The 21,198-nt window shown below is 71.0% G+C and carries 16 protein-coding genes; 9 read left to right on the plus strand and 7 right to left on the minus strand.

The window, feature by feature from the left end:
- The first annotated feature begins 49 nt into the window (after window positions 1–49).
- Together WMF19_RS20425 and WMF19_RS20430 are read left to right on the plus strand one after the other, a co-directional pair.
- Window positions 50–1,705, plus strand: coding sequence for a protein kinase domain-containing protein (locus WMF19_RS20425; RefSeq protein WP_437900637.1), 1,656 nt, complete (start codon window positions 50–52; stop codon window positions 1,703–1,705).
- A 73-nt stretch (window positions 1,706–1,778) separates the two neighbouring features.
- A complete protein-coding gene (locus tag WMF19_RS20430; protein WP_437900638.1) occupies window positions 1,779–2,270 on the plus strand; it encodes a hotdog fold domain-containing protein in 492 nt (163 codons plus the stop codon).
- Window positions 2,271–2,287: 17 nt separating this feature from the next.
- Here the strand turns inward: WMF19_RS20430 and WMF19_RS20435 are convergent, their stop codons facing one another.
- Both WMF19_RS20435 and map read right to left on the minus strand, forming a co-directional pair.
- Window positions 2,288–2,440, minus strand: a complete 153-nt coding sequence (locus WMF19_RS20435; RefSeq protein ID WP_437900639.1) for a hypothetical protein — start codon at window positions 2,438–2,440, stop codon at window positions 2,288–2,290.
- Window positions 2,441–2,508: 68 nt separating this feature from the next.
- Window positions 2,509–3,261 carry a type I methionyl aminopeptidase gene (map, locus tag WMF19_RS20440; RefSeq protein WP_272099116.1) on the minus strand — a complete coding sequence of 251 codons (753 nt, stop codon included), beginning with the start codon at window positions 3,259–3,261 and terminating at the stop codon, window positions 2,509–2,511.
- A 103-nt stretch (window positions 3,262–3,364) separates the two neighbouring features.
- On the opposite strand from map, the gene WMF19_RS20445 reads away from it, so the two are divergent.
- A complete protein-coding gene (locus WMF19_RS20445; RefSeq protein ID WP_012236172.1) occupies window positions 3,365–3,682 on the plus strand; it encodes a LysR family transcriptional regulator in 318 nt (105 codons plus the stop codon).
- A 29-nt stretch (window positions 3,683–3,711) separates the two neighbouring features.
- Complete coding sequence (locus tag WMF19_RS20450; RefSeq protein ID WP_437900640.1) at window positions 3,712–5,553, plus strand: inositol monophosphatase family protein; 1,842 nt, start codon at window positions 3,712–3,714, stop codon at window positions 5,551–5,553.
- 102 nt (window positions 5,554–5,655) lie between these two features.
- Here the strand turns inward: WMF19_RS20450 and WMF19_RS20455 are convergent, their stop codons facing one another.
- The 4 genes from WMF19_RS20455 to WMF19_RS20470 form a co-directional block, all read right to left on the minus strand.
- Window positions 5,656–8,175, minus strand: a complete 2,520-nt coding sequence (locus WMF19_RS20455; RefSeq protein WP_437900641.1) for an AAA family ATPase — start codon at window positions 8,173–8,175, stop codon at window positions 5,656–5,658.
- 33 nt (window positions 8,176–8,208) lie between these two features.
- Complete coding sequence (locus tag WMF19_RS20460; RefSeq protein WP_437900643.1) at window positions 8,209–12,123, minus strand: RHS repeat-associated core domain-containing protein; 3,915 nt, start codon at window positions 12,121–12,123, stop codon at window positions 8,209–8,211.
- Between the two features lie 44 nt (window positions 12,124–12,167).
- Window positions 12,168–13,163, minus strand: coding sequence for a phosphogluconate dehydrogenase (NAD(+)-dependent, decarboxylating) (gene gnd / locus WMF19_RS20465; RefSeq protein ID WP_437330253.1), 996 nt, complete (start codon window positions 13,161–13,163; stop codon window positions 12,168–12,170).
- A 105-nt stretch (window positions 13,164–13,268) separates the two neighbouring features.
- Window positions 13,269–14,312 (minus strand): STAS domain-containing protein, encoded by a 1,044-nt coding sequence (locus WMF19_RS20470; RefSeq protein WP_437900644.1) that lies wholly within the window; start codon window positions 14,310–14,312, stop codon window positions 13,269–13,271.
- 167 nt (window positions 14,313–14,479) lie between these two features.
- Here WMF19_RS20470 and WMF19_RS20475 point away from each other — a divergent pair, with 167 nt between their 5' ends.
- The 5 genes from WMF19_RS20475 (at window position 14,480) to WMF19_RS20495 (ending at window position 20,085) form a co-directional block, all read left to right on the plus strand.
- The gene (locus WMF19_RS20475; protein WP_437900645.1) at window positions 14,480–14,701 is read left to right on the plus strand and encodes a hypothetical protein; all 222 of its coding nucleotides are present in this window, start codon (window positions 14,480–14,482) and stop codon (window positions 14,699–14,701) included.
- 187 nt (window positions 14,702–14,888) lie between these two features.
- Window positions 14,889–15,404, plus strand: coding sequence for a hypothetical protein (locus WMF19_RS20480; RefSeq protein WP_437900647.1), 516 nt, complete (start codon window positions 14,889–14,891; stop codon window positions 15,402–15,404).
- Between the two features lie 67 nt (window positions 15,405–15,471).
- The gene (locus WMF19_RS20485; RefSeq protein ID WP_437900648.1) at window positions 15,472–16,713 is read left to right on the plus strand and encodes a YcaO-like family protein; all 1,242 of its coding nucleotides are present in this window, start codon (window positions 15,472–15,474) and stop codon (window positions 16,711–16,713) included.
- The gene (locus tag WMF19_RS20490; RefSeq protein WP_437900649.1) at window positions 16,710–18,116 is read left to right on the plus strand and encodes a TfuA-like protein; all 1,407 of its coding nucleotides are present in this window, start codon (window positions 16,710–16,712) and stop codon (window positions 18,114–18,116) included. The genes WMF19_RS20485 and WMF19_RS20490 overlap by 4 nt, the downstream gene beginning before the upstream one ends.
- A 700-nt stretch (window positions 18,117–18,816) precedes the next feature.
- Complete coding sequence (locus tag WMF19_RS20495; protein WP_437900650.1) at window positions 18,817–20,085, plus strand: DNRLRE domain-containing protein; 1,269 nt, start codon at window positions 18,817–18,819, stop codon at window positions 20,083–20,085.
- Here WMF19_RS20495 and WMF19_RS20500 read toward each other — a convergent pair.
- Window positions 20,070–21,161: an ABC transporter permease gene (locus WMF19_RS20500; protein WP_437803177.1), complete on the minus strand. Its 1,092-nt coding sequence runs from the start codon at window positions 21,159–21,161 to the stop codon at window positions 20,070–20,072. The genes WMF19_RS20495 and WMF19_RS20500 overlap by 16 nt on opposite strands.
- Window positions 21,162–21,198 lie beyond the last annotated feature (37 nt).

Consider the following 21,198-nt stretch of genomic DNA (forward strand, 5'->3'; position numbering starts at 1 on the left):
AGGGCCGCCTGTCCAAGCCCGCGCGGATCCATTAGGCTCCCCGCCGGCAATGCTGAAGCCGGGCGATTCGTTCGAGCGGTACACGATCGAGGCCGCCATCGGGCAGGGGGGGATGGGCTGCGTCTACCGGGCGCACGACGCGCGGCTCGGGCGGCGCGTCGCGGTCAAGGTGATCGCGGGCGGCGCCGTGGACGAGGACGCCGGCGCGCGCCTGCTCCGCGAGGCGCGCGCCGCCGCGGCGCTCGACCACCCGAACGCCGTCTCGATCTTCGACGTGGGTGAGCTCGATGGGACGCCGTTCATCGTGATGGAGCTCGTCCCGGGCCGCACCCTGCGCAGCGCCATCGACGGCGCCGGCGCGCCGGCCTCGACGCGGGTCGCCTGGCTCGCCGACGTCGCCCGCGCGCTCGCTGCGGCGCACCGGCGGGGGCTCGTCCACCGGGACATCAAGCCGGAGAACGTGATGGTCCGGGACGACGGGGTGATCAAGGTGCTCGACTTCGGCATCGCGCGCCGCGCCGCCGGAAACGCCGATCCGAGCGCGTCCACCGAGGCCCCCGCGCTGCCGACGCTGACCGCGCTCGGCGTCAAGCTCGGGACGCCGGTCTACATGGCCCCGGAGCAGATCCGCGGCGCCGAGCTCGACGGGCGCGCGGACCAGTTCGCGTGGGGCGTGCTCGCCTTCGAGCTCCTCACCGGCAGGCTGCCCTGGCGCGGCGCCGGCGACGTGCTCGCCGTCGTCGCGTCGATCCTCACCGACGAGGCCGACCGCGCCCTGCTCGACGCCGCCGCCGTCCCGCCCGCGGTGAGCGCGGTCGTGCTGCGCGCGCTGTCGAAGCGCCCCGACGATCGGTTCGCGTCGATGGACGAGCTCCTGCGCGCCCTCGAGGCGGCCGGGAGGGGCGAGGTGCCCGCCGCGCCCGCGGCCGCGGCCGCGACGTCGGCAACGTCCGCGCCGCCCGCGCAGGCGCCCGGCGCGAAGGGGAGCGAGGCGCCTCGCGGCGGCGAGACCGCGGCGCAGCGGTTCTCGACCGAGGAGGTCCGCGACGTCCTCGCGCAGGCGATCGAGCGCCAGGCCGCCGCCGACGGAGGCGATGCGCGCGCCCCGCGCGGCGACGCGCGCCTCGGCTTCGACGACCTGCTCGCCGCGGCCGAGGAGGTGGGCGTCGCCCCCGAGGCGCTGCGTGAGGCGAGCCGCGCGCTCCGCGCGCGAGAGCGCGGCGACGTGGAGCGGAGGTCGAGCGCGGCGACCGCCGCCGAGCGCGCGGCGTGGCTCCGGCGCAAGCGCCGCGATTTCTACCGGCACCTCGGCGTTTACCTCATCGTCAACGCGGTGCTCCTCACGCTCGGCTTCCTGCTCGGCGTCGCGTTCTGGGTGTCGATCGTCCCGCTGCTCTGGGCCATCGGCCTCGGCATCCACGCGCTCGTCGCGTTCACCGCGCACGAGGACGACTGGGCGGAGGAGGCCGAGCAGATGCGGTGGTGGCACGAGCAGCATCGCCGCAGGCACGAGGTGGCCATGGCGAGGGCGATCGGGAAGGACTGGCGCCCTGCGGCGGCCCCACGCCAGCGCATCGGCGCGGCGGAGGAGGGGGACCGTCGGGGCAAGCTGCGCGTCGAGACGGACACCGCGCGCTCCGCGGCGGAGCAGGCCGAGGAAGAGGCCGCGGTCGCGGTGAACAAGCCACAGCGGCGGCGGCGCTGACGTGAGGGCCGCGCCGCCCACAGCCCGATGAGACGCCGGGCCGGCATGCGCTAAGCTCGCCTCCGGAGGGTCTATGTCCCAGCTGAACTTCATCGCCCGCTCGCTCGCGCCGCTCCAGGCGCTTCCGTCCTTCCTTCGCACGCGCGCGCAGAGCGTGCTGTTCCAGCGCATGGTGCCGTTCACCGGGACCGCCGGGGTCCAGTTCGACGAGGTGAGCTCGGATCGGGTGGCGCTGCGGCTCGCCAACGGGGGAAGGGTGCGGAACCACATCGGCGGGGTGCACGCCGCCGCGGCGGGGCTCCTGGCCGAGACGGCGACCGGCTTCGTCGTCGCCGTCAACCTGCCCGAAGACAAGCTGCCGCTCCTGCGCAGCATGAAGATCGACTACACGCGCCGCGCCCGAGGCGGCCTTCGCGCGGTCGCGACCCTCACGCCAGAGCAACGCCAGTCCTTCCTGCACCAGCCGAAGGGGGACGTGACAGTCGCCGTCACGGTGACGGACGAGAGCGGCGCGTCGCCGATGGAGTGCGAGTTCGTCTGGGCCTGGGTGACCAAGGGGGTGTGACGCCGCGGCGCGAGCGGTCAGTTGCGGCGGAGCCGCTCGATCTCGGCCCGCGCCTCGACGAGCTGACGCTCCAGGTCCGACGCGCGCCTGGCCTCCACCTCGGCGCGCTTGGCCTGCGCCTCGGCGCGAAGCTCCGCCTCCTCGGCGCGGCTGGCCTCGTCCGTCCTCATCCCAGCATTTCAAAGGATCCTCGGCCTGCGAGCGCGCGGGCGCATGCCTCAGCGCGGCGCTCGGAGCGTCAGGAGAGCGTCAGGATCTCGCAGCCGTCCCGCGTGACGAGCACGGTGTGCTCGAACTGCGCCGAGAGGCTGCCGTCCTCCGTGACCATGGTCCACCCGTCGTCGAGCGTGCGGATGCGGTGCGAGCCCAGGTTGACCATCGGCTCGATCGTGATGGCCATCCCGGCGCGGAGCCGCATGCCTGCCCCGCGCACCCCGGTGTGCGCGACGTGCGGCGGCAGGTGCATCCTCCGCCCGATGCCGTGCCCGCCGACCTCGCGGACCACGCCGCACCCCTCCGCCCGCGCGATCTCCTCGATGGCCGCACCGATATCGCCGAGCCGCGCCCCGTCGCGCACGACCGCGATGCCCGCGTCCCGGCAGCGCCTGGCGACGTCCACCACGTGCAGCGCCTCGGGGCTCGGGTCCCCGATGAAGAACGTCGCGGAGGTGTCGCCGTGGTAACCGCCGAGCTCCGTGGTCACGTCGACGTTGACGATGTCGCCCGGCAGGAGCACCTCGTCGCGCCGCGGGATCCCGTGGCACACGACGTGGTTCCGGCTCGTGCACACGGCCGCAGGGAAGCCCTTGTAGCCGAGCTGACTGGGGCGGCCGCCGCGCCGCGCTGTGTCCTCGCGCACCCACTGATCGATGTCCGCCGTCGTCACGAAGGGCTGGAGCCGCGCCCCGACGGCCGAGAGCGTCGCCGCCGCCGCGCGCCCTGCGCGCCGCATCGCCTCGCACGCGTGAGGCCTGAGGAGTTCCACGTTCATGCCAGGCGTATGCGCGCGCAGCGAGCGGCCATCCAATACCGTTTTGATCTCGGGTCCTCGCGCGCGGCTCCCCGCGCGCGGGGTTCGGGCTAGAATCGGCCGCGTGAGCCTCTCGCAGATCCGTTACTTCATCGCCGTCGCCGAGGAGGGCCACGTCGGCCGCGCCGCTCGCCGGCTCCACATCGCGCAGCCGCCCCTCAGCCGGCAGATCCGCGGCCTGGAGGACGAGCTCGGCGCGCAGCTGTTCGAGCGCACCGCGCGCGGCATGCGGCTCCTGCCGGCCGGCGCGGCGTTCCTCGACCACGCCCGCACCATCGTCGCGCAGGTCGACGCGGCCGTCGCCGATGTGCGCGGCTACGGCGCCGCGCCTCCCCCCGGCGATCTCGACGCCGGCCACCGCCAGCGCGCCGACCTGGGGTAGGGTGCCTCGCGTGGAACCAGGGGAACGGCATGGGCTACGACGCTGAGCTCACGCTGGCCGTCGATGCGGCGCGCCGCGCTGGCGCGCTCCTCCGCGCCGAGTTCCACCGCCCGGGCGGCCCACGCGGCGCCGGGACGAGCGCCGACGTCGACGTGGAGGTCGAGCTCCTGCTGCGCGACGCGCTCACCAGGGCCACCCCCTACGCGTTCCTCGGCGAGGAGACCGGCGCCCTGGACGGCGTGGACCCGTCGCACCGCTGGGTCGTCGATCCGCACGACGGCACCGCGTCCTTCCTGCACGGCTACCGTGGCGCCTCGGTCTCCATCGGCCTCCTCCGCGAGGGCACCCCGGTGCTCGGCGTCGTCTTCGCGTACGCCTATCCCGACGACGACGGCGATCTCATCGCCTGGGCCGAGGGCGCCGGGCCGATCCGGCGCAACGGCGCCGCCGTCTCGTCGTCGCTCGCCGGCGGCGCGCTCGATCGCTACGCCGTCGTGCTGCTCTCGCAGTCGGCGGATTACCTCCCCGCCCGCAACGCCCGCTGCGTCGCCCCCGCGCGGTTCCTCGCCCTCCCGAGCCTCGCCTACCGGCTCGCCCTGGCCGCGGCCGGCGAGGGCGTCGCCGCGGTCTCGCTCAGCCGGCCCCGCAGCTGGGACTACGCCGCCGGGCACGCGCTCGTGCGCGCCGCGGGCGGCGAGCTCGTCGACGACGACGGCGCGCCCATCACCTACACCGCGCAGGGCGACGGCGAGGTCTGCCGCCTGTTCGGCGGCGCCCCCGCGGTCGTGCGCGAGCTCACGCGCCGCCCGTGGAACGCCGTCATCCACGGCCGCATCCCGCCGCCGCAGGGCACGTACGGGCTGCTGCGCCCCTCGCACAGCCTGCTCGTCGAGGGCGCTGGCACGCTCTCACGCGCGCAGGGCTGCCTGCTCGGCCAGCTCGCGGGGGACGCGCTCGGCGCGCTCGTCGAGTTCCGCACGGCGGAGGCGATCGCGCCGCTCTACCCGGGCGGCGTCCGCGACCTCGCCGACGGCGGCACGTGGGGCACGCTGGCCGGGCAGCCGACCGACGACTCCGAGATGGCGCTCATGCTCGCGCGCTCGATCGTCCGCAAGCGCGGCTTCGTCGCGGAGGCCGCGCTCGACGCCTACGTGCACTGGTACGGCTCAAGCCCGTTCGACATCGGCAACACCACGGCGGCCGCGCTCAGGGCCGCCGCGGGCGCGCCGCTGCCCGGCGCGCGGCGCGAGCGCGCCCGCGCCGCCGCGAGCCTGACGAGCGAGGCGAACGGCTCGGTGATGCGCGCGGCGCCCCTCGGCGTCCTCGGCGCGGGCCGCCCGCGGGAGGCCGCGGCCTGGGCGCGCGACGACAGCGCGCTCACGCACCCCCACCCGGTCTGCTGCGCCGCCTCCGCCGCGTTCGTCGCGGCCATCGCGGCGGCGGTGGGCGGCGCCGGCGTCGAGGGTGCCTTCGCGGCCGCCCTCGACGAGGCGGAGGGGAGCGGCGAACGCGCGGTCGTCGCCGCGCTCACGGCCGCGCGCAGCGCCCCGCCCCGGAGCTTCTCGCACCAGGCCGGCTGGGTCCTCATCGCCCTGCAGAACGCCTTCTACCAGCTCCTCCACGCGCCCTCGCTCGAGCGGGGCCTCATCGACACGGTGATGGCCGGCGGCGACACCGACACGAACGCCGCGATCGCCGGCGCGCTGCTCGGCGCGGCGCACGGCCGGGACGCCGTCCCTGACCGCTTCCGCCGCCTCGTGCTCAGCTGTCGCCCGCTCCCCGAGGCAGGGGCGAAGCACCGGCGTCCGCCCGAGCTCTGGCCGGTCGACGCGATGCTCCTCGCCGAGGCGCTCCTCGCCTCGGGGCGTTAGGACCGCGACTCGACCCCGTCGGCGCTTCATCGTTCTTCGGCGCGGCGTGTGGCGCTCCTGACCAGGCGTCTTGCATGAGCATGGGAAGGCGGGGAGGACGGGTCACTCTACGCCGCGCAGCCACCGCCCCGCGAACGCCACCTCATCGGCGGCCGCAAGCACGGCCTCCTCCCCTCCGGCCCGGCGAAAGACGCCCGCGAGCTGCGCCACGCTTGCCCATCCCTGGAAGACACCGGCCAGCGACGGAGTCCCCGAGGCGTCGAACAGGCTCGTCGAGAGCAGCCGTGCCGCATCGGCAGGGCTCATCCACGGCGCAGCCTCGCAGAGATCGCCGAGCACATCGGCGTCGGCGCCTGCTGCCTCGAAGGCGAGCACCGCACGTCGGGCCGCCTCGGCGCGCATCGGTTCAGGAAGCGTCTTTACAAGCCGTGCTAGCACGACGGCCCGAACGTAGCTCCCGGAGGGCTCGACGCAGTCCTCTGCTATGCGTAAAGCCGCTTCCGCCCCCAGGAGTGCGACCGAAGCGGAAGGGTGCTCTTTGATCAAATTGCATCGCTCCTCCGGGGCGAGCTCCTCGAAGAGGGCCTGGACCTCCTCCACCGGTCGCCGCCCCGCAGGGAGCCTCTCGCCGAGGCGAAGCAGCGCGTCCGCCCGGTACCTTGCGCTGCTCGCCGCCCATCGCAGCACGAGCGCGCGGGCATCGGCCTCTCGCCCGAGCGAGATCAGCCTCGCTCCGAGAGCGTGCACCGGCCAGACCGGGACCTCCTCGAGCGCCCTCTCCAGGAGAGCGTCGGACAGATAAGGCGCCACCGCCTCCGCCTCCGCCGTGCTCTCGAAGCACCAAGGCGTCCAGAGCCGTTCGATCTCCTGGACAGCGCGAACTTTCGCCTCTTTCGGCAGGCCGGCGAGCAACCGGGCGAGGACGCGAATTCGTTGGGGCGCAGGCAGGGAACGCGAGGCTCGCTCCAGCGCGACGGCGGAAGCCTCGCTCACTCCAGGCTCAGGCACGATCGCGGGCGGCGCTCCTCCCGCGCGCGCGATGGCTTCTGCGGCGACCTCCTGGGCTTCCTCTTCGGGGAGCAGGCCCGCCGCCACGACGAGCGCCCGGGGCGCATCTTCCCCGTCCGACCGGCGCGCAGCTTCCAGCGCGGCGCGCGCATACCGGGTGCGCCTCTCGCCCTCCGCCGCCTCGGCCACGGCGATCAGCGCCGAGGCGCTCGACCACCGCGCGCCCGTGCGATCGGCGATCTCGAGCGCTCGCTCGCGGATCCCGGCTTGGGCGGACAGTGAGACCTCCGCAGCGAGGGCAAGCAATGCCAACGCGCGCGCCGCGTCCGCATCGAGCAGTGGAGTCGCGATGTCTGCATCGGTGCTCTCCCACGGCTCCGTGTCTCCCAGCGTCGCCGCCGCGCCCTGCGCTGCCGCGCAGCAGACGAGCGCCGCGGCGAGGGCGGGAGGCAGGGACCCGCAACGCTCCACCTCCTCTCCTATACGATCGCGCAGGCGACGGAGATCGATGAGAGCATAGGCGAGCGCCTCGGCAGAGATCGCCTCCACCCAGCCCGGCTCGGCGAACGCGAGCATCGAGGCGACAGGAGAGCCGCTGAGCGCGAGGTGCATGCTCGCATGGCGGCGGAAGTAGGTCGTCCGGCAACGGGAGGGCTCCGCGGTACATCGTAGAATCGCGCGGCGGTAACGCGCCTCGATCGCCAGAGCGCTACCGGCGCTCCTCTGCTCCCACGCGACCCGCAGCGCCTCGTGCTGGAATCGCACCGCACGCACCGGCTCATCCCAGCGCAAGAGCCGACCGAGGAACGGTGCGTATACCCGCAGGAGATCGAGCGCAGCAACATTGTCAATTTCCAAGAGCTCCGCGACATCCTCCGGATCGAGCGGCGCGAGCGCACGGGCCAGCAGGGATAGCGCCTCCAGCCCGACCTCTCCTCGTTCGAGGAGCGCGAGTTCGTGCTCGACCTCCACGGCGAGCGCCTTCGGCCCGCCGTTGCCCCCTGCTGCTGCCCAGCTCGGAATTCCCCGCCGCTCCGCCGTCGCGGGGGAAGGAGGCGCGACCTCGACGAGCTGCACATCGCGGTCCTTCCAGCCGAGGCGCTCCCTCCAGGCGCGCGCTTCACCCTCGTCGCCGGTGATGGAGACGACGCATCGAACGCGCTCTCCTAGCTCTCGAAGCGTCGATATCCTGGCGTCGCCGGGCCAGTCGACGCACTCGTCGAGACCATCGAGCACGAGGAGCACTTCGGGCTCGTCCTCATCCTGGCCATTGGCCAGCCTGTTCCGGAGATCCGAGCGCAGCTTCAGGACATCCCGCGGAGGGTGCAGCACGTCTTCGCCGAGCTGCTGCAGGAGCGAAGCGAGTATCTCATGTTCGGAGACGAAGCGGCTCGCTCGTCCTACGTGCACCGCGGTGACGCGCACCCCGGCACGCGCGCTCGCTTCGGCGACGAGCCACATACACAGGGCCGTCTTGCCGGCTGCCGGCAGGCCGTGCAGCAGGCACGCGGAGCCCGGAGCAGCGCGCCATCGCTCGATCGCTTCACGGGCGCGCTCTTCCCCCTCGGTCCAAGGGACGGTCTCGGACGATTTTCCCTTTTCTTCACGATGCATTCGGACCTCGGTGGGGGACGCTCGTCTCCTGTTCTAGGCCCTGTAGACTCCGTATTGGCCTTTCTTGCCCTTCATTCCGACGACGTGCTCTTGAATGCCCAGCCTTTCGAACATCGCTCCGCATCTCTCGCACGGGTCGACCCGCCTCCGCATCTTCGCGCTGTCGTACGTCTCGATCGAGAGGCCTTCGTCCTGGAACTTCTTTTTAATGCGTCGGTTCACCTCGGCGTCGACCTGTTCGGGGGTCATGCGATCCTGAACGCGCACCTTCTTCTGCTCTTTCATCACGTCTCTTCGAATGTTCTCCCCCATGACCGTCAAGACCTGCGCCTCCGCGCACGGCTTGTCGCTGATGTGACCGGCGGGCGTGACCCTGCCGCCCTCGCTCGGGTTCCTCCCCACATACGGCTTCGTACTTTGGTCTTCATCCACGTACGTAAGGATGTTGCCGTCCTTGTCGAGGATGCGGGAATAGATGAGCCCATCGGGATCGACGATGGTCCACGGCTGGTTGCGCGCGTACCAGTAGGCGTTCAGCTCGCCGTCGATCTCTGCGGGATCGGGCGAGATGTACCTCCCGAGATCTGGATCGTAGTAACGGTGCCTGTTGTAGAAGAGCCCCGTCTCCACGTCCTCGTACTGCCCCAGGAAGCGAACCTGTGTCGGCGCGCTGCATCCGGCTTTGGACGTCACCTTCCCCCATGCCGTGCGGAGCAGCTCGCCCGCGACCTCACCTTTCCCATCGACGAGGCGCTCCGGATAGCCCGTCATGGCTTCGTTCAAATAGAAGAGCCATGGCCCCGCTACCGACCCCTCCCCAGTATGCCTCGTGTCGCGGTGAGCCCAGGGAGCCCCGCTCTCATCGAAGCAGTAGGTGCGCTCCTCGATCTCCCCGCCGGGGATCCCCGCGATCTCGTGGGCGAGGGTCATCGCGTCCCAGCAGAAGCGCGTCGTGCGCAGGAGGCGCACATCACCGCTCTGTCCCTTCTGCCGCACGGTCTTCTTCACCCTCCGCGCAAACGCGTCGTACATGAACTCAACCGTCATCCCCTCTGGCCCCTCGATCTTCGAGAGCATTCCGCTCGCCGACCAAGCATAACGTGTCACGTGGTCGTCCCCGGCGGCGTCTCGTGCCCTTTTCTCGATCAGCCGGCCCTGCGCGTCATAGAGGAAGCGGGTGGAGTCCTTGGTCTCCAGCCGGCCCCCGCTCTCGTAGCGGCGCACCTCCGCCCCTTCGCCGTGCTCATGGAGGTTTCCGGCGGCATCGTAGCGGAAGCGCTCGATAGCATGGGGTCGCCTGGCCGCGAGCCCATCGCGCGCTTCTTCGGGGATCACGGCCAGGAGTTGGCCGAGCGCGTCGTGCTCGAAGCGCTTGTGTCCGAAGTGCGCATCCCACGCGGCTGCGAGATGCCCCGCCGAGGTATATTGAAACGCCTGATCCACGGTCACGTTGGGCACACGGGGCCCCATCCACTCCGGCTCGCCTGGACGCAACGCGGGCGAGCTGGATGAGGACCACACCCGCCGTGCAACGAGCCTGCCGATCGCGTCGTACCGCGCGTCGATGCGGCCTCCGCCCGGCAGGTGGGTCTCGACCGTGAGTCCCCGTTCGTCGTGGCGCGAAAAGATCTCGTCGCGGCCGTCGAGCCGCGTGCGCGTACAGCGCCCGGCCTCATCAAAGGCCCACTCTACCGTATGACCTCGAGACGTCGCCCTCCGAAGTGCAGTCCCGACCCGATCGCAGGTCACCTCGACCTGAAACGCCTCGCCGTCCACGACCTGCTTCTCCCCGATCACCCATCCGACCGCGTTGCGTCGCAGCTCGACCGTACAGCCGCTCCCCTCCGCCAGGATCACCTCGCCACGGCCGTTGTATGAGAAGTGCTCCTCAGCTCCGTCGTCGTAGATTTTCTTCACCACGCGTCCGGCGAGGTCGCGCTGGAGCTCTGTTGTTTCGCTTCCACGACGGATCAGGAGGACGCGCCCGAGCGCGTCGCGTTGATAGCGAATCTCCCGACCATCGAACGTCCTCTCCGCGATCGGGAGGCCGAGAGCGCCGACCTCGATCGAGTACACCTCCCTGTTCGCATTGCGGATCTCGACGAGGCGCTCCTCGCGGTCGTACCGGAGCTGAATGACGCTCCCGTCCGGCAGGATGGCGTCCGCCAACGAGCCGGTGCCGCCGCGCACGAGGCGGGTCGTCCGGCCGTCGACATCTGTCACGCAGATAAGGTTCTCGTCTCCATCGTAGTCGTAACGCGTGACAGCGCCATTCGGTTCGTGCACCGCGAGGAGCAGCCCCTTGTTGCTGTAGGAGAACTCGGTCACGCTTCCGCTCTCGTCGCGCTCCGCCGTCCGCCTCCCGAGCTCGTCGTACGCGGCCGCCCAGCGCGCGCCGGAGGCGCGTAGCACCTCGACGAGATTGCCGTGTTCATCGTGACGGTAACGCGTCTGATGCCCCGTCGGAGCCACGGTCGATTCCATGAGGCCGCGAGCGTCGAAGTGGACCTCGAAGGTCGCGCCGATCGGATCGGTCCAGAAGATCGCTCGCTCGGCGTACCCAACCTCCGTCATGCCGCCTTCCGGATCGATGATCTTGCGGATATCGCCGTTCCGCAGCCGCTCGATCACCGTAACGTTCCCGAGCGGGTCCACGATTCGTGTCTCGTTCCCGAAGACATCGCGCGTCCAGCAGGTCGTCGCTCCGAGTGGATCGGTGAACGAGCGCAGGTGGCCCCGCTCGTCATACGTGCGCATATACACGCTTCCGGCTGTGATGGCCTTGTCGACCTTCCCGTGCTCATTGCCGAAGTAACGGTGAAATGTGACCGAGTCGGTGGCCTCCGAGTAGCCATCGGGATAGAAGTCGAGTCGAACGTGGTGCATTCCCTTCGCCGGCGTCTTGCCATCCGACAGAAGCGCCGGGACAGAAGCGGCGAGGCACGGGTCGACCGCGCCGGGGTAGTCTGCCCATGTCTCGACGCATCGTCCGGCGGGATCGTATCGGTAGTGGAACGTCAGCCCGGTCGGCCTCTGCTGCGAGACGAGCCGGTGCTCGTCGTCGTAGCCGTACTTCGTGGTGTTTCCATCCGCATCGGTCACTGCAACGAGATCGCCTGCTTGGTCGTGCTGGTAGCGCGCGAAGACGAGCGAGCGCCCCGTGGACGCGCGGCTCACGAACTCGATCTGGCCGATACGTCCCGCGGACGCCGGTCGAATCCGTAGTACGCGCCCCACGCTGTCGGTGACCTGGGCCAGGCGACCTTCACTATAGGTGAGGGCGATTCGGTTATTGAATGCATCTACCTGCGCGGCGAGGCGGAAGCGATGCTGCGTGCGGTCGCCCGGATCCGGCTCGAACAGCAGGCGATCTCCGTCCGGAAAATCGAGGGAAAAGCCGTCACCCTCCTTGTGGAGGACCCAGCCATGCGGACCGAGGACGCCAGCGTCCCGCGGAACGAGTCCGAATTCCTCCTCGTTACCATCGGCCGTGACGACGATGGTGGTCCGCCGGCGAAGCTCGATCACCCATGCGAGGCTGTGGGTCCATCCGAAGCCGAGCCCGACGTCCCGCCCACGCGCCTGGCTGCCGTACGACCGAACGATCTGGAGAGGAAGGGGACCCGGGATGTCGACATCCGTCTCAGGGACGGTGAACACGCGGCCGGTGACCACATCGACCGGATCGCCCTGGGCGATCTTTCCGCTTCCGCGGCCGCCATGGTGATTCGGGCAACCGCCGCCGTCTTTACCTGCGCCGCAGGCGTTTTTTCCACCGCCCTTCGCCTTGTCACCGCCGTTCTTGCCGCTGGCCCCCTGTCCTCGCGCCTTTCTACGGCCTGAGGCTCCGCCGCGCCCACCGACGACGGCGCCTCCTCCCATGATAAATACTCCCGGGTTCATGCCAGGAATCGCCGGAATGTTCGGGACAGGGGCGGTGCGGGCCATGACGGCAACGCTGCCAGAGGTCGGTTCTGGCCGTCAACCTCGCCTCAGCCCCCCGTGGGGCGCTCCAGGTGCCCGCCGAACTTGTGCCGCATCGCGGAGAGGACCTTCTCCGCGAAGGTGTGATCGTGGCGTGAGCGGAAGCGCGCGTAGAGCGCCGAGGACAGCACCTCGGCGGGGACGGCCTCCTCGATCGCCGCCATCACGGTCCAGCGGCCTTCGCCGGAGTCCTGCACGAACCCGCTGTACCCGGCGAGCTCCGGGCTCTCGGCGAGGGCGATCGCGGTGAGGTCGAGCAGCCACGAACCCACCACGCTGCCCCGCCGCCAGACCTCGGCGATCTCGCCGAGGTCGAACGCGTACCGGTGCTCCTCGGGCAGGCGCTCCGTGGCGGCGTTCTTGAGGATGTCGAACCCCTCCGCGTAGGCCTGCATGAGGCCGTACTCGATGCCGTTGTGGACCATCTTCACGAAGTGCCCGGCGCCGACCGGGCCGCAGTGCAGGTAGCCGTCCTCCGACGTGCTCTGCGCGCCGCCCTGGGCCTCCTGCCTGCCCGGCGTGCGCGGGATGTCCCCCGGCCCCGGCGCGAGCGTCCGCAGGATCGGCTGCACCAGGGCGAACGCCTCGGGGGCGCCGCCCACCATGAGGCAGTAGCCGCGGTCGATCCCCCACACGCCGCCGCTCGTCCCCACGTCGACGTAGCGGATGCCCTTCGGGGCGAGCGCCCTGGCGCGGCGGACGTCGTCCTTGAAGTAGGTGTTGCCCCCGTCGATGATCACGTCGCCCTCGCCGAGCTGCTCCCCGAGCTCTCCGACGACGCGCTCGGTGGGCGCGCCCGCGGGCAGCATGACCCAGACCACGCGCGGCGACTCGAGCTGCGCTACCGCGTCGCCGAGGGAGGAGGCCGTCGCCGCGCCCTCCTCGCCGAGCCGCTTCACGCTGTCCTGGTTCAGATCGAACGCGACGACCTCGTGGCCGCCGCGCATGAGCCGGCGCGCCATGTTGGCGCCCATCCTGCCGAGTCCGATCATCGCGAGCTTCATCCGTCACGCTCCTGTGTGGGACCGCGGGCGTATCACAGCGGGCGGCGCGCGGCGCGCGGCGCGGTCGACACCGCTCCGGTCCGGGCGCTCCTCCGGCTGCGGCGGCTACCGGCGCGCCGGCTGCGCCTGCTGCCGCAGCGCGCCCACCGCGTGCTCGAGCGCGCTCTTCAGCGTGCTGAACACCGGGATCCCGTCGAGGCTGCCGCCGGACTCCAGGATGCGCCCGACCATCGCCGTCGGGACGCCGGAGACAATGCACCGGCTGCCGAGCAGCCTCGTCGCCGCGAAGATCCGCAGCAGGTGATCGATGGTCGAGGTGTCCGCCGCCTGCGCGCCGGTGAGGTCCACGATCATGAAGCGGGCGCCGTGCCGGACCACCGCGTCGAGCACCTCTTCCATCATGCGGGCCGCCCTCGCGCTGTCGATCGTGCCGATCACGGGCAGCGTGAGCACGCCGTCCCACACCTGGATGATCGGCGTCGACATCTCGAGCATCGCCTCGTGCGCCGCGCGGACCCGGTCGAGCTGCAGGCGCAGCTCGATCTGGACCCGCTCGAGCTCGTCGTTCTGCTCGCGCAGCTGCGCGCTCGCGGCGGCGAGGTCGAGCGAGTTCTTGAGCGTCGTGTACGTGGCCCCGACGTACAGCGCGTACGTGGTCGCGCTCGCCAGCGCCTTCCGGTCGATCTGGCGCTGGTCTTCCAGGGCGAAGAGCATCGTGCCGATGGTCTTCTTGTAGACCTGGATCGGCACGTGGAAGACGACGTCGGGGTCGTCCGCGAGGAGCCACGCACGCGCGCGATCCGCCTCGCGCGCCTCGTCCCACGGCCCCCTGAACCACGCGGGGCGCTGCGCCTCCAGCGCCGCGACCATCCAGGCGTCCACGACGACGCCGCCGCCCTCGGGCGCCCCGTACTCGAAGGTGCCGCGCTGGTACCTCGCCGCGATCCTGGCGCCGCCGCCGTCGTTGGCGAGCACGACGCAGAGCCGCTGGGACGGGACGATCCAGCGCGCGCTCGCGCAGACCTCTTCCCACAGCGACCGCAGGTCCGGCTGGTTGGCAAGCTTGAGGAGGATCTCGTTCAGGACGCCGAGGACGATCCATCCGCCGCCGCCGGCTTCGGGGGGCTGGCCAGGCTCTGGCGTCAGCATCAGCGATCGTCGGATCTCGGCACGGTGAACACTCCTCGCGCTCGGCGCGCAGCCGCATCCTACCGCGCAATCCGCCCGCGGTGGAGGGGCTCTTGCCCGAGGCGGCGGGCTGGGCTCGCGCGGCGCGGTGCACCCCGCGGGCGGCCGCTGCGTGCTACCGCTAGGGCATGAAGATCAAGGCACGTGACGGCAAGGTCTACGAGGTCGCGCCCGCTCCGCCCGGCGGCAGCCACGAGGTGCGGCTCGACGGCAAGGTGGTCGGTTCGTTCGTGCTCCTGCCGGACGAGACGCAGGTCACCGTGAAGAGCCAGCCCGCCACCGACGCGCTCCTCGTGGACATCGCCGATCGGTTCGTCGCCGAGGGTGGCGCGCCCATGGGGATCAGCTGATCCGACGCTGCGCGACTTGACTTCGGTGAGCCCCCTTGCGCAGGATGCCGCTTCTCCACAGGCCCGGCGCACCGCGCGCTGGCGCCTCTCCACGCGACGATCAGCACCTGGTTCTGGCTGTTGTAGCGCTGCTGGCGTCGCGTGATCCATCGGAGCAGGGCAGCCTGTTGCGACCACGGAGGTAACGATGTCGGGCGATCACGGCGAGATGTGTCCGAAGCCCAAGAGGGCGCCGCACAAGGACGAGGATCTGGTCATCGCGGCGGATGACGGAAAGATCTACTACCTCCGGCGAGAGCATTTCATGAGGCCGGAGTTCGAGATCACGCAGGAGAAGTGCGCGCCTTGTTACGATCGGACGACGGAGCTCCTCCGGCAGGGCGTCTCGCTCGCCTGGATCAAGCCTCGGCCGGGCAATCAGGCCTGTTATCTCGTCAATCTGTCGAGCCTGCGCCGGGTCACGCCGTTCGAGAAGCCGACGCCCAGGTCCGAGAGCGAGGACCCCATCGAGGACGTATTGATGGCCGCCGAGGGCGCCGATCTCGCAGCATCCCAGGCCACGGCCTCGGCGCTGGCCATGGATCTCGACCGTCCCGAGGAGGCCCTCAGCCGGGCGGTCAAGGTGCTCGAGAGCGCCGAGCAGGCAGCCAAGTACGCGCGCACAGCGATCCAGGGCCTGACCGAGCGCCGCAAGGCCAAGTGAGCACGCGGCGCCCGCATCGAGCGGCGCCCGCGTTCGCGCTCCTCTGCAGAGTCAGCAGACCGCCCGCATGACCCAGCGCGTGCTGAAGGCATTCCGAGAGGGCACTCACCGCCTCGTCCCTCCCGCGGAAACCCTCGCACGGCTCGCGCCGCACCTCGCCGCGTTCGGCATCACCCGGGTGGCCGACGTCGCGGGCCTGGATGTCATAGGGCTCCCGGTCGTCATGGTCTGTCGCCCCAACTCCGCCTCTCTGGCTGTGTCCCAGGGGAAAGGGCTCACTCTGGATGCCGCGCGGGCGTCCGGCCTCATGGAATCGATCGAGTCGTTCCACGCGGAGACCATGGACCTGCCGCTCAAGCTCGCCAGCTACCGCGAGCTCTCGAGGGCCCACCGCGTCGTCGACGTCGCCGCGTTGCCGCGCTTCTCGGTGAGCGCCTTCCACGAGCACCACCGGCTCCTCTGGGTCGAGGGCCGCGACCTCCTCCACGATGAGCCGGTCTGGGTCCCTCACGAGATGGTGCACACGAACTACACCCTGCCGCTCCCCGCCGGCAGCGGCTCCTTCGTCATGAGCTCCAACGGGCTCGCCTCCGGCAATCACCTGCTCGAGGCGATCAGCCACGGCATCTGCGAGGTGGTGGAGCGCGACGCGACGACGCTCTGGCGGGCCGGCGGCGAGGCCGAGGTGCCCGGCTCCCGCGTGGATCTAGGCACCGTCGAGGACGTCGCCTGCCGCCGCGTCCTCGCTCTTTACGAGGCGGCAGGCGTCGCCGTCGGCGTCTGGGAGACGACCACCGAGGTCGGGCTGCCCTCCTTCCTCTGCCTCATCGCTGACAGGGAGCCGGACCCGTTCCGCCTCCTCTACGCGACCGAGGGGATGGGCTGCCACCCGGATCCTGGAATCGCCCTGCTGCGGGCGCTGACCGAGGCGGCCCAGAGCCGGCTGACGTTCATCGCCGGCTCCCGCGACGACGGCGACCGTGATCGATTCGAGCGTGTGCGCCACCCCGATCACGTTCGGCGAGGGCGCGAGCAGATCGCGGATCTTCGCGGACCGCTCCGCGATTTCCGACACATCCCTTCTCGCGCGGGTGGCAGCTTCGACGAGGACATCGCGCGAGCGCTCGACGGCCTCCGCGCGGCCGGGATCGAGCGAGTCATCGTGGTGGACCTGAGCAAGGCCGGGCTCGACATCCGTGTCGTCCGGGTGATCATCCCGGGGCTCGAGTCGGTCGACGACGTCCCCGGCTTCGTCCCTGGGCCTCGGGCCCGCGCGCGTAGGACCGCCTGGGAAGCGGCGAGGACATGAGCGTCATCGTCTTCGCGGGCCCCACGTTGGCGGCGGCAGACGGCGCTGCGATCCTCGCGGATGCCGTCTTCGTGCCGCCGGTCGCTCAAGGCGACGTATACCGGGCTACGCTGGAGAAACCCTGGGCCATCGGCATCATCGACGGCTACTTCGAGCGCCTGCCGGCGGTCTGGCACAAGGAGATCCTCTGGGCCATGTCGCAGGGCATCCATGTCTTCGGCAGCGCCAGCATGGGGGCGCTTCGGGCGGCGGAGCTCAACGCGTTCGGCATGGTGGGCGTCGGCGTCATCTTCGAGGCGTACCACCGAGGCGCGCTGACCGACGACGATGAGGTCGCGATCGTGCACGGCCCCGCGGAAGACGGTTATCGCGCGCTCTCGGACGCGATGGTGAACCTCCGCGCCACGCTGGACGCTGCGGCGGAAGGGGCCATCCTCCGAGCTGAGACGGCGCGCGCGCTCGCGGCGATCGCCAAGCGGACGTTCTACGCCCAGCGGAGCTTCCAGCGGCTCCTCGTGGACGGCGCGCGGGAGGGCCTGCCGGCGGACGAGCTCGGTGCCCTCCAGAAGTGGCTGCCGAAGGGCCGCGTCGATCAGAAGCGGCGCGACGCCATCGCGATGCTGGAGGCGATGGCAGCGCAGCGCGCGCGTGCCCCCATTCCACTGCGGGTGGCCTATCACTTCTCTTACACCGACGTCTGGGATCAGGTCTCGCGGCGCGCCGGCCGCAGCAAGCTCTCGGCGCAGCCCGACGGGGCGGCGCGCCGGCCGGCGGAAGCGCGATCTACCGATCCTGCTCGCGCGCCCGTGCAGCCCAAGGTGCTCCTCGACGAGCTCCGGCTCGAGGGGTCGGGGTCCTATGGACACGCCGTGCTCGGCGCGCTGGCGCGGGTGCTCGCCGCCGAGGAGGCGCGGCGCCAGGGGCTCGAGATCCCTCTCGAGCTCTTCGAAGAGGTGTTGACCCAGGTCCGCCGGGAGAAGGGCCTGCTCACCTCGGAGAGCATCCGCGCGTGGATCGGGGAGCAGCGGCTCGACGTCGACGGCCTCACCGCGCTGATCCAGCGGGAGGCCCGCCTGCGCTGGGTGCAGACCATGTTCGGTCCCGAGATCGAGCGCCTCCTTCCCGACCAGCTGCGCATGATGGGCCGTCACGGCGAGCTCCATGCCCGGGCGCAGCACAAGCAGCAGGTGCTGACCGAGCATGGCCTCGAGGCACCTTCTCTGGATGGCCTCGGCATCGCGCGGCAGGATCTCGTGGCCTGGTACTTCGCCGAGCTCGGCCGTCCCGTACCGCCCTACCTCGACGGTTATGCGGCCTCGCTGGGCCTCGATGACGGGGACGAGCTGCTCCTCGTGCTCGCCCGGGAGCGCTGGTACCGGCAGCTCACCGCGCAGTCGGGCTGAGCGTAGGCCGACGCGGCGTGTTCGGTCAGCAGCCCACCGCGACGTCGGCAAGCTCGGCGGAGCAAACCCCAGCGCCTGGGCGGACAGCGCGTCCAGCTTTGGGAGCCATGCCAGAGCAATGGCGGCGAAGGTCCTTCTCCCGCCTGCCTCTCCTCCTGGCCAAAGCTTGGCGAACGCCAATGTTCGCCCGATCGTAACGCTGTATCCCAACCAGCGGTCATTCGCCAGCGTCCCGGCCGTACCGTCGCTCCGCGCACCAGCGTCCTGGCGCCTGCCGCTCGCGGCGGAACGCCGCGAGAAATCGTCAATACCGCAAGCCGCCTGAACGCCCGCAACGTCCCGTCGAAACCGGCACCACCACCAACGGCGTCACCACGAATGCGGATGGCGATGGCGTCGAGGCGCTGCCCGACCGCCCGCTCCCCCGACGAGCTGACCGCCGGATGCGTAACCCGCGTCGCGTACCCCGCCGTTCACCCCGCGTCGTGTACCCCGCTGTTCACTGTGCGTCGCGTATCCCGCTGTTCACTGTGCGTCGCGTATCCCGCTGTTCACTGCGCGTCACGTATCCCATTGTTCACTGCGCATCACGGCGTCACGGCGCCGCGCAACAGAAACAGCTGCACGCAAGCGCACACCAGCCAACCAAAACCTCTCAGGGGTATTGTATGTTGTCTAAACTAAGAATATAAGAAGAATCATGCGATACTTCCATACGAGCGCTGCTAGCGCTTGCCTCTCCCTCCTCGTGCTCGCAGGGATTTCCGGGACGGCCCTGGGAGCACCGACCGCGATCACGTTCACCATCAACCACGCCGATTGCGGCGCCGGCGCGTTCTCGCTGTACCTGAATGGGGTCCACCTCGACACGGTCGCGAGCACCAACGGCTGCGATTGCAATACGGCGACGCTCCAGAGGACGTTCACCGAGCCCGACGTCCTCGCCCTCTACAATCCCGCAGCATGCAATGATCTCCAGGTCGATGTCGTCGACGGCGGGTCGATGGCCGTCGGCTTCGCCCGCGTGTACGTCGAGGCGACCGAAGGCGCGTCGCTCCTCTGCCTGTACGATGCGGTCTCCGGCCCGATCCCCTGCGCGGATCGCGACGTCTGCGACGGCTACGAGATCGGGCTGTCGTCGCTCTCGAGCGACGACGGCGACGACATCGCGCCGGGCCTGGGCGCGGGCTGCGACAACTGCGCCAACCGCGACAACCCGGACCAGGCCGACGCGGACGGAGACGGGATCGGCGACGCCTGCGATCCGTGTCCGCTCGGCGATAGCGACGGCGATTGGTTCTGCGATGCGATCGACAACTGCGCCAGCGTCGCGAACTGGGACCAGACCGACGCGGACGGAGACGGGATCGGCGACGCCTGCGACAACTGCCCCGCTGCCGCGAATCCAGACCAGCTCGACAGCGATGCTGACGGCCTCGGGGACGCGTGCAAAGACGTGTGCGTCACCCTGCAACGAGGCGTCTTCGGCGCGGTCGAGGACGCCGACATCTGGGAGGCCTTCCCCGGCTACAGCGACGGCCACATCCCTTACAACTACTCTGGCGACACCCGCGGCGCGCGCAAGCAGGCGCTCTACCGGTTCGGGCTCGACGGCATCCCCGCCGGGGCCACCGTCACGTCGGCAGAGTTCGGCGTCGTCGCCTTCGGATCGAGCGACCAGACCGTCCGCGCTCACCGGATCACCGCGCCGTGGCGCGAAGACACAGTGACCTGGCAGGACTTCGCCGCGAGCTACGACAAGGCCGCCGCGGCGGAGCTCACCTATGTCGGCCCCTATGCCATGAGCGCCGATCTGACCGGGCTCGTCCAGGCGTGGGTCGACGGCACGACCCCGAACTACGGCTTCCTCGTCGAGGAAGGTCCGGACGGGCGCACGTCGTACCGCTCGAGCGATCACCCGCTCCAGAGCGACCGCCCCTGGCTCGAGGTCTGCTATCTCGCCCGCTGATCCATGCCGCGCGGGGGCTCCTCCGCCCCATCACCCACGCCACGCAGCCGCTCCTCGGCGCTCCGATCCACGCCGCGCGGCCGCTCCTCGGCCCCGTCGTCCGCCGGGTAGGGCTTCCCGAGCGCCGCGGGAGGCGTCGCGTCGAACGCGCGCAGGAGCGGGCGGCGCGCGGCGCTGGGCAGCAGCGCGGAGGCGCGCTCCAGGAGCCCGCTCGAGGTGAGCCCGAGGACCGCGATCATCAGCGCAAACGGCGCCACGCTGAAGACCTGCGTCGGCACCGAGGGGAGCGCGCTCTGGCCGAGGCTCGCCGCCGACGAGAGCACCCCGAAGAGGTACGCGCCGAGCGCCGCCCGCACCGGATGGAAGCCGCCGAAGATCACGATCGCCAGCGCGATCCAGCCGTAGCCCGCCGTGTGGCGGTGGCTCCAGCCCGCCTTGAAATCGAGCGAGTACGCCGCGCCGGCGATGCCTACGAGCGCCCCGCCCGCGAGCGTCGCCGCCGTGCGCACCCGCGTCACATGCGCCCCGCGCGCGTGCGCCGCCGCCGGCTGCTCGCCCACCGCGCGGAGGAGGAGCCCCGCGCGCGTGCGATAAAGGAACAGCCACGCGCCGGCGACGAGGACGTAGCTGCCGTACACCACGGGATCGCTCTGGAACAGCAGCGGCCCCACGAGCGGCACGTCCCGCAGCACCGGGATCGACGCCGCCGGCACCGTCGGGCCAGGGACGCGCACGTACGGGCCGCCGAGCACCGACGAGAGATCGGCGCAGAGCATCGCCAGGACGAAGCCGACCGCGATCTGGGAGCGGCCGAGGTAGATCCCGCCGATCGCCACGACGAGCGCGACGAGCGCCCCGGTCGCGGCCGCGGCGGCGAAGCCGGCGAGGACGCTCCCTGTCGACAGGGCGGCCGCGAAGCCGACCATCGCCGAGAGCATCATCGCGCCCTCGGCCGAGAGGTTGATGACCCCGGCCCGCTCGGTCAGCGTCTCGCCGACCGCCGCATAGACGAGCGGCGTCGACGCCGCGAGCGCGGTCGCGAGCAGCGAGAGGAGCTCGGCGCCGCCGTCGCTCATGAGGGCTGCTCCTCCCATCCGAGGTGTCGTTCCATCA

Source organism: Sorangium sp. So ce124, from assembly GCF_051525235.1.
GTDB lineage: Bacteria > Myxococcota_A > Polyangia > Polyangiales > Polyangiaceae > Sorangium > Sorangium atrum.

Excerpts from the sequence above, each read along its gene's own strand:
- WMF19_RS20425 (WP_437900637.1), top strand. The coding sequence starts at position 50 with ATGCTGAAGCCGGGCGATTCGTTCGAGCGGTACACGATCGAGGCCGCC.
- WMF19_RS20430 (WP_437900638.1), top strand. The coding sequence starts at position 1,779 with ATGTCCCAGCTGAACTTCATCGCCCGCTCGCTCGCGCCGCTCCAGGCG.
- WMF19_RS20435 (WP_437900639.1), bottom strand. The coding sequence starts at position 2,440 with ATGAGGACGGACGAGGCCAGCCGCGCCGAGGAGGCGGAGCTTCGCGCC.
- map (WP_272099116.1), bottom strand. The coding sequence starts at position 3,261 with ATGAACGTGGAACTCCTCAGGCCTCACGCGTGCGAGGCGATGCGGCGC.
- WMF19_RS20450 (WP_437900640.1), top strand. The coding sequence starts at position 3,712 with ATGGGCTACGACGCTGAGCTCACGCTGGCCGTCGATGCGGCGCGCCGC.
- WMF19_RS20455 (WP_437900641.1), bottom strand. The coding sequence starts at position 8,175 with ATGCATCGTGAAGAAAAGGGAAAATCGTCCGAGACCGTCCCTTGGACC.
- WMF19_RS20460 (WP_437900643.1), bottom strand. The coding sequence starts at position 12,123 with ATGGCCCGCACCGCCCCTGTCCCGAACATTCCGGCGATTCCTGGCATG.
- gnd (WP_437330253.1), bottom strand. The coding sequence starts at position 13,163 with ATGAAGCTCGCGATGATCGGACTCGGCAGGATGGGCGCCAACATGGCG.
- WMF19_RS20470 (WP_437900644.1), bottom strand. The coding sequence starts at position 14,312 with ATGCTGACGCCAGAGCCTGGCCAGCCCCCCGAAGCCGGCGGCGGCGGA.
- WMF19_RS20475 (WP_437900645.1), top strand. The coding sequence starts at position 14,480 with ATGAAGATCAAGGCACGTGACGGCAAGGTCTACGAGGTCGCGCCCGCT.
- WMF19_RS20480 (WP_437900647.1), top strand. The coding sequence starts at position 14,889 with ATGTCGGGCGATCACGGCGAGATGTGTCCGAAGCCCAAGAGGGCGCCG.
- WMF19_RS20485 (WP_437900648.1), top strand. The coding sequence starts at position 15,472 with ATGACCCAGCGCGTGCTGAAGGCATTCCGAGAGGGCACTCACCGCCTC.
- WMF19_RS20490 (WP_437900649.1), top strand. The coding sequence starts at position 16,710 with ATGAGCGTCATCGTCTTCGCGGGCCCCACGTTGGCGGCGGCAGACGGC.
- WMF19_RS20495 (WP_437900650.1), top strand. The coding sequence starts at position 18,817 with ATGCGATACTTCCATACGAGCGCTGCTAGCGCTTGCCTCTCCCTCCTC.
- WMF19_RS20500 (WP_437803177.1), bottom strand. The coding sequence starts at position 21,161 with ATGAGCGACGGCGGCGCCGAGCTCCTCTCGCTGCTCGCGACCGCGCTC.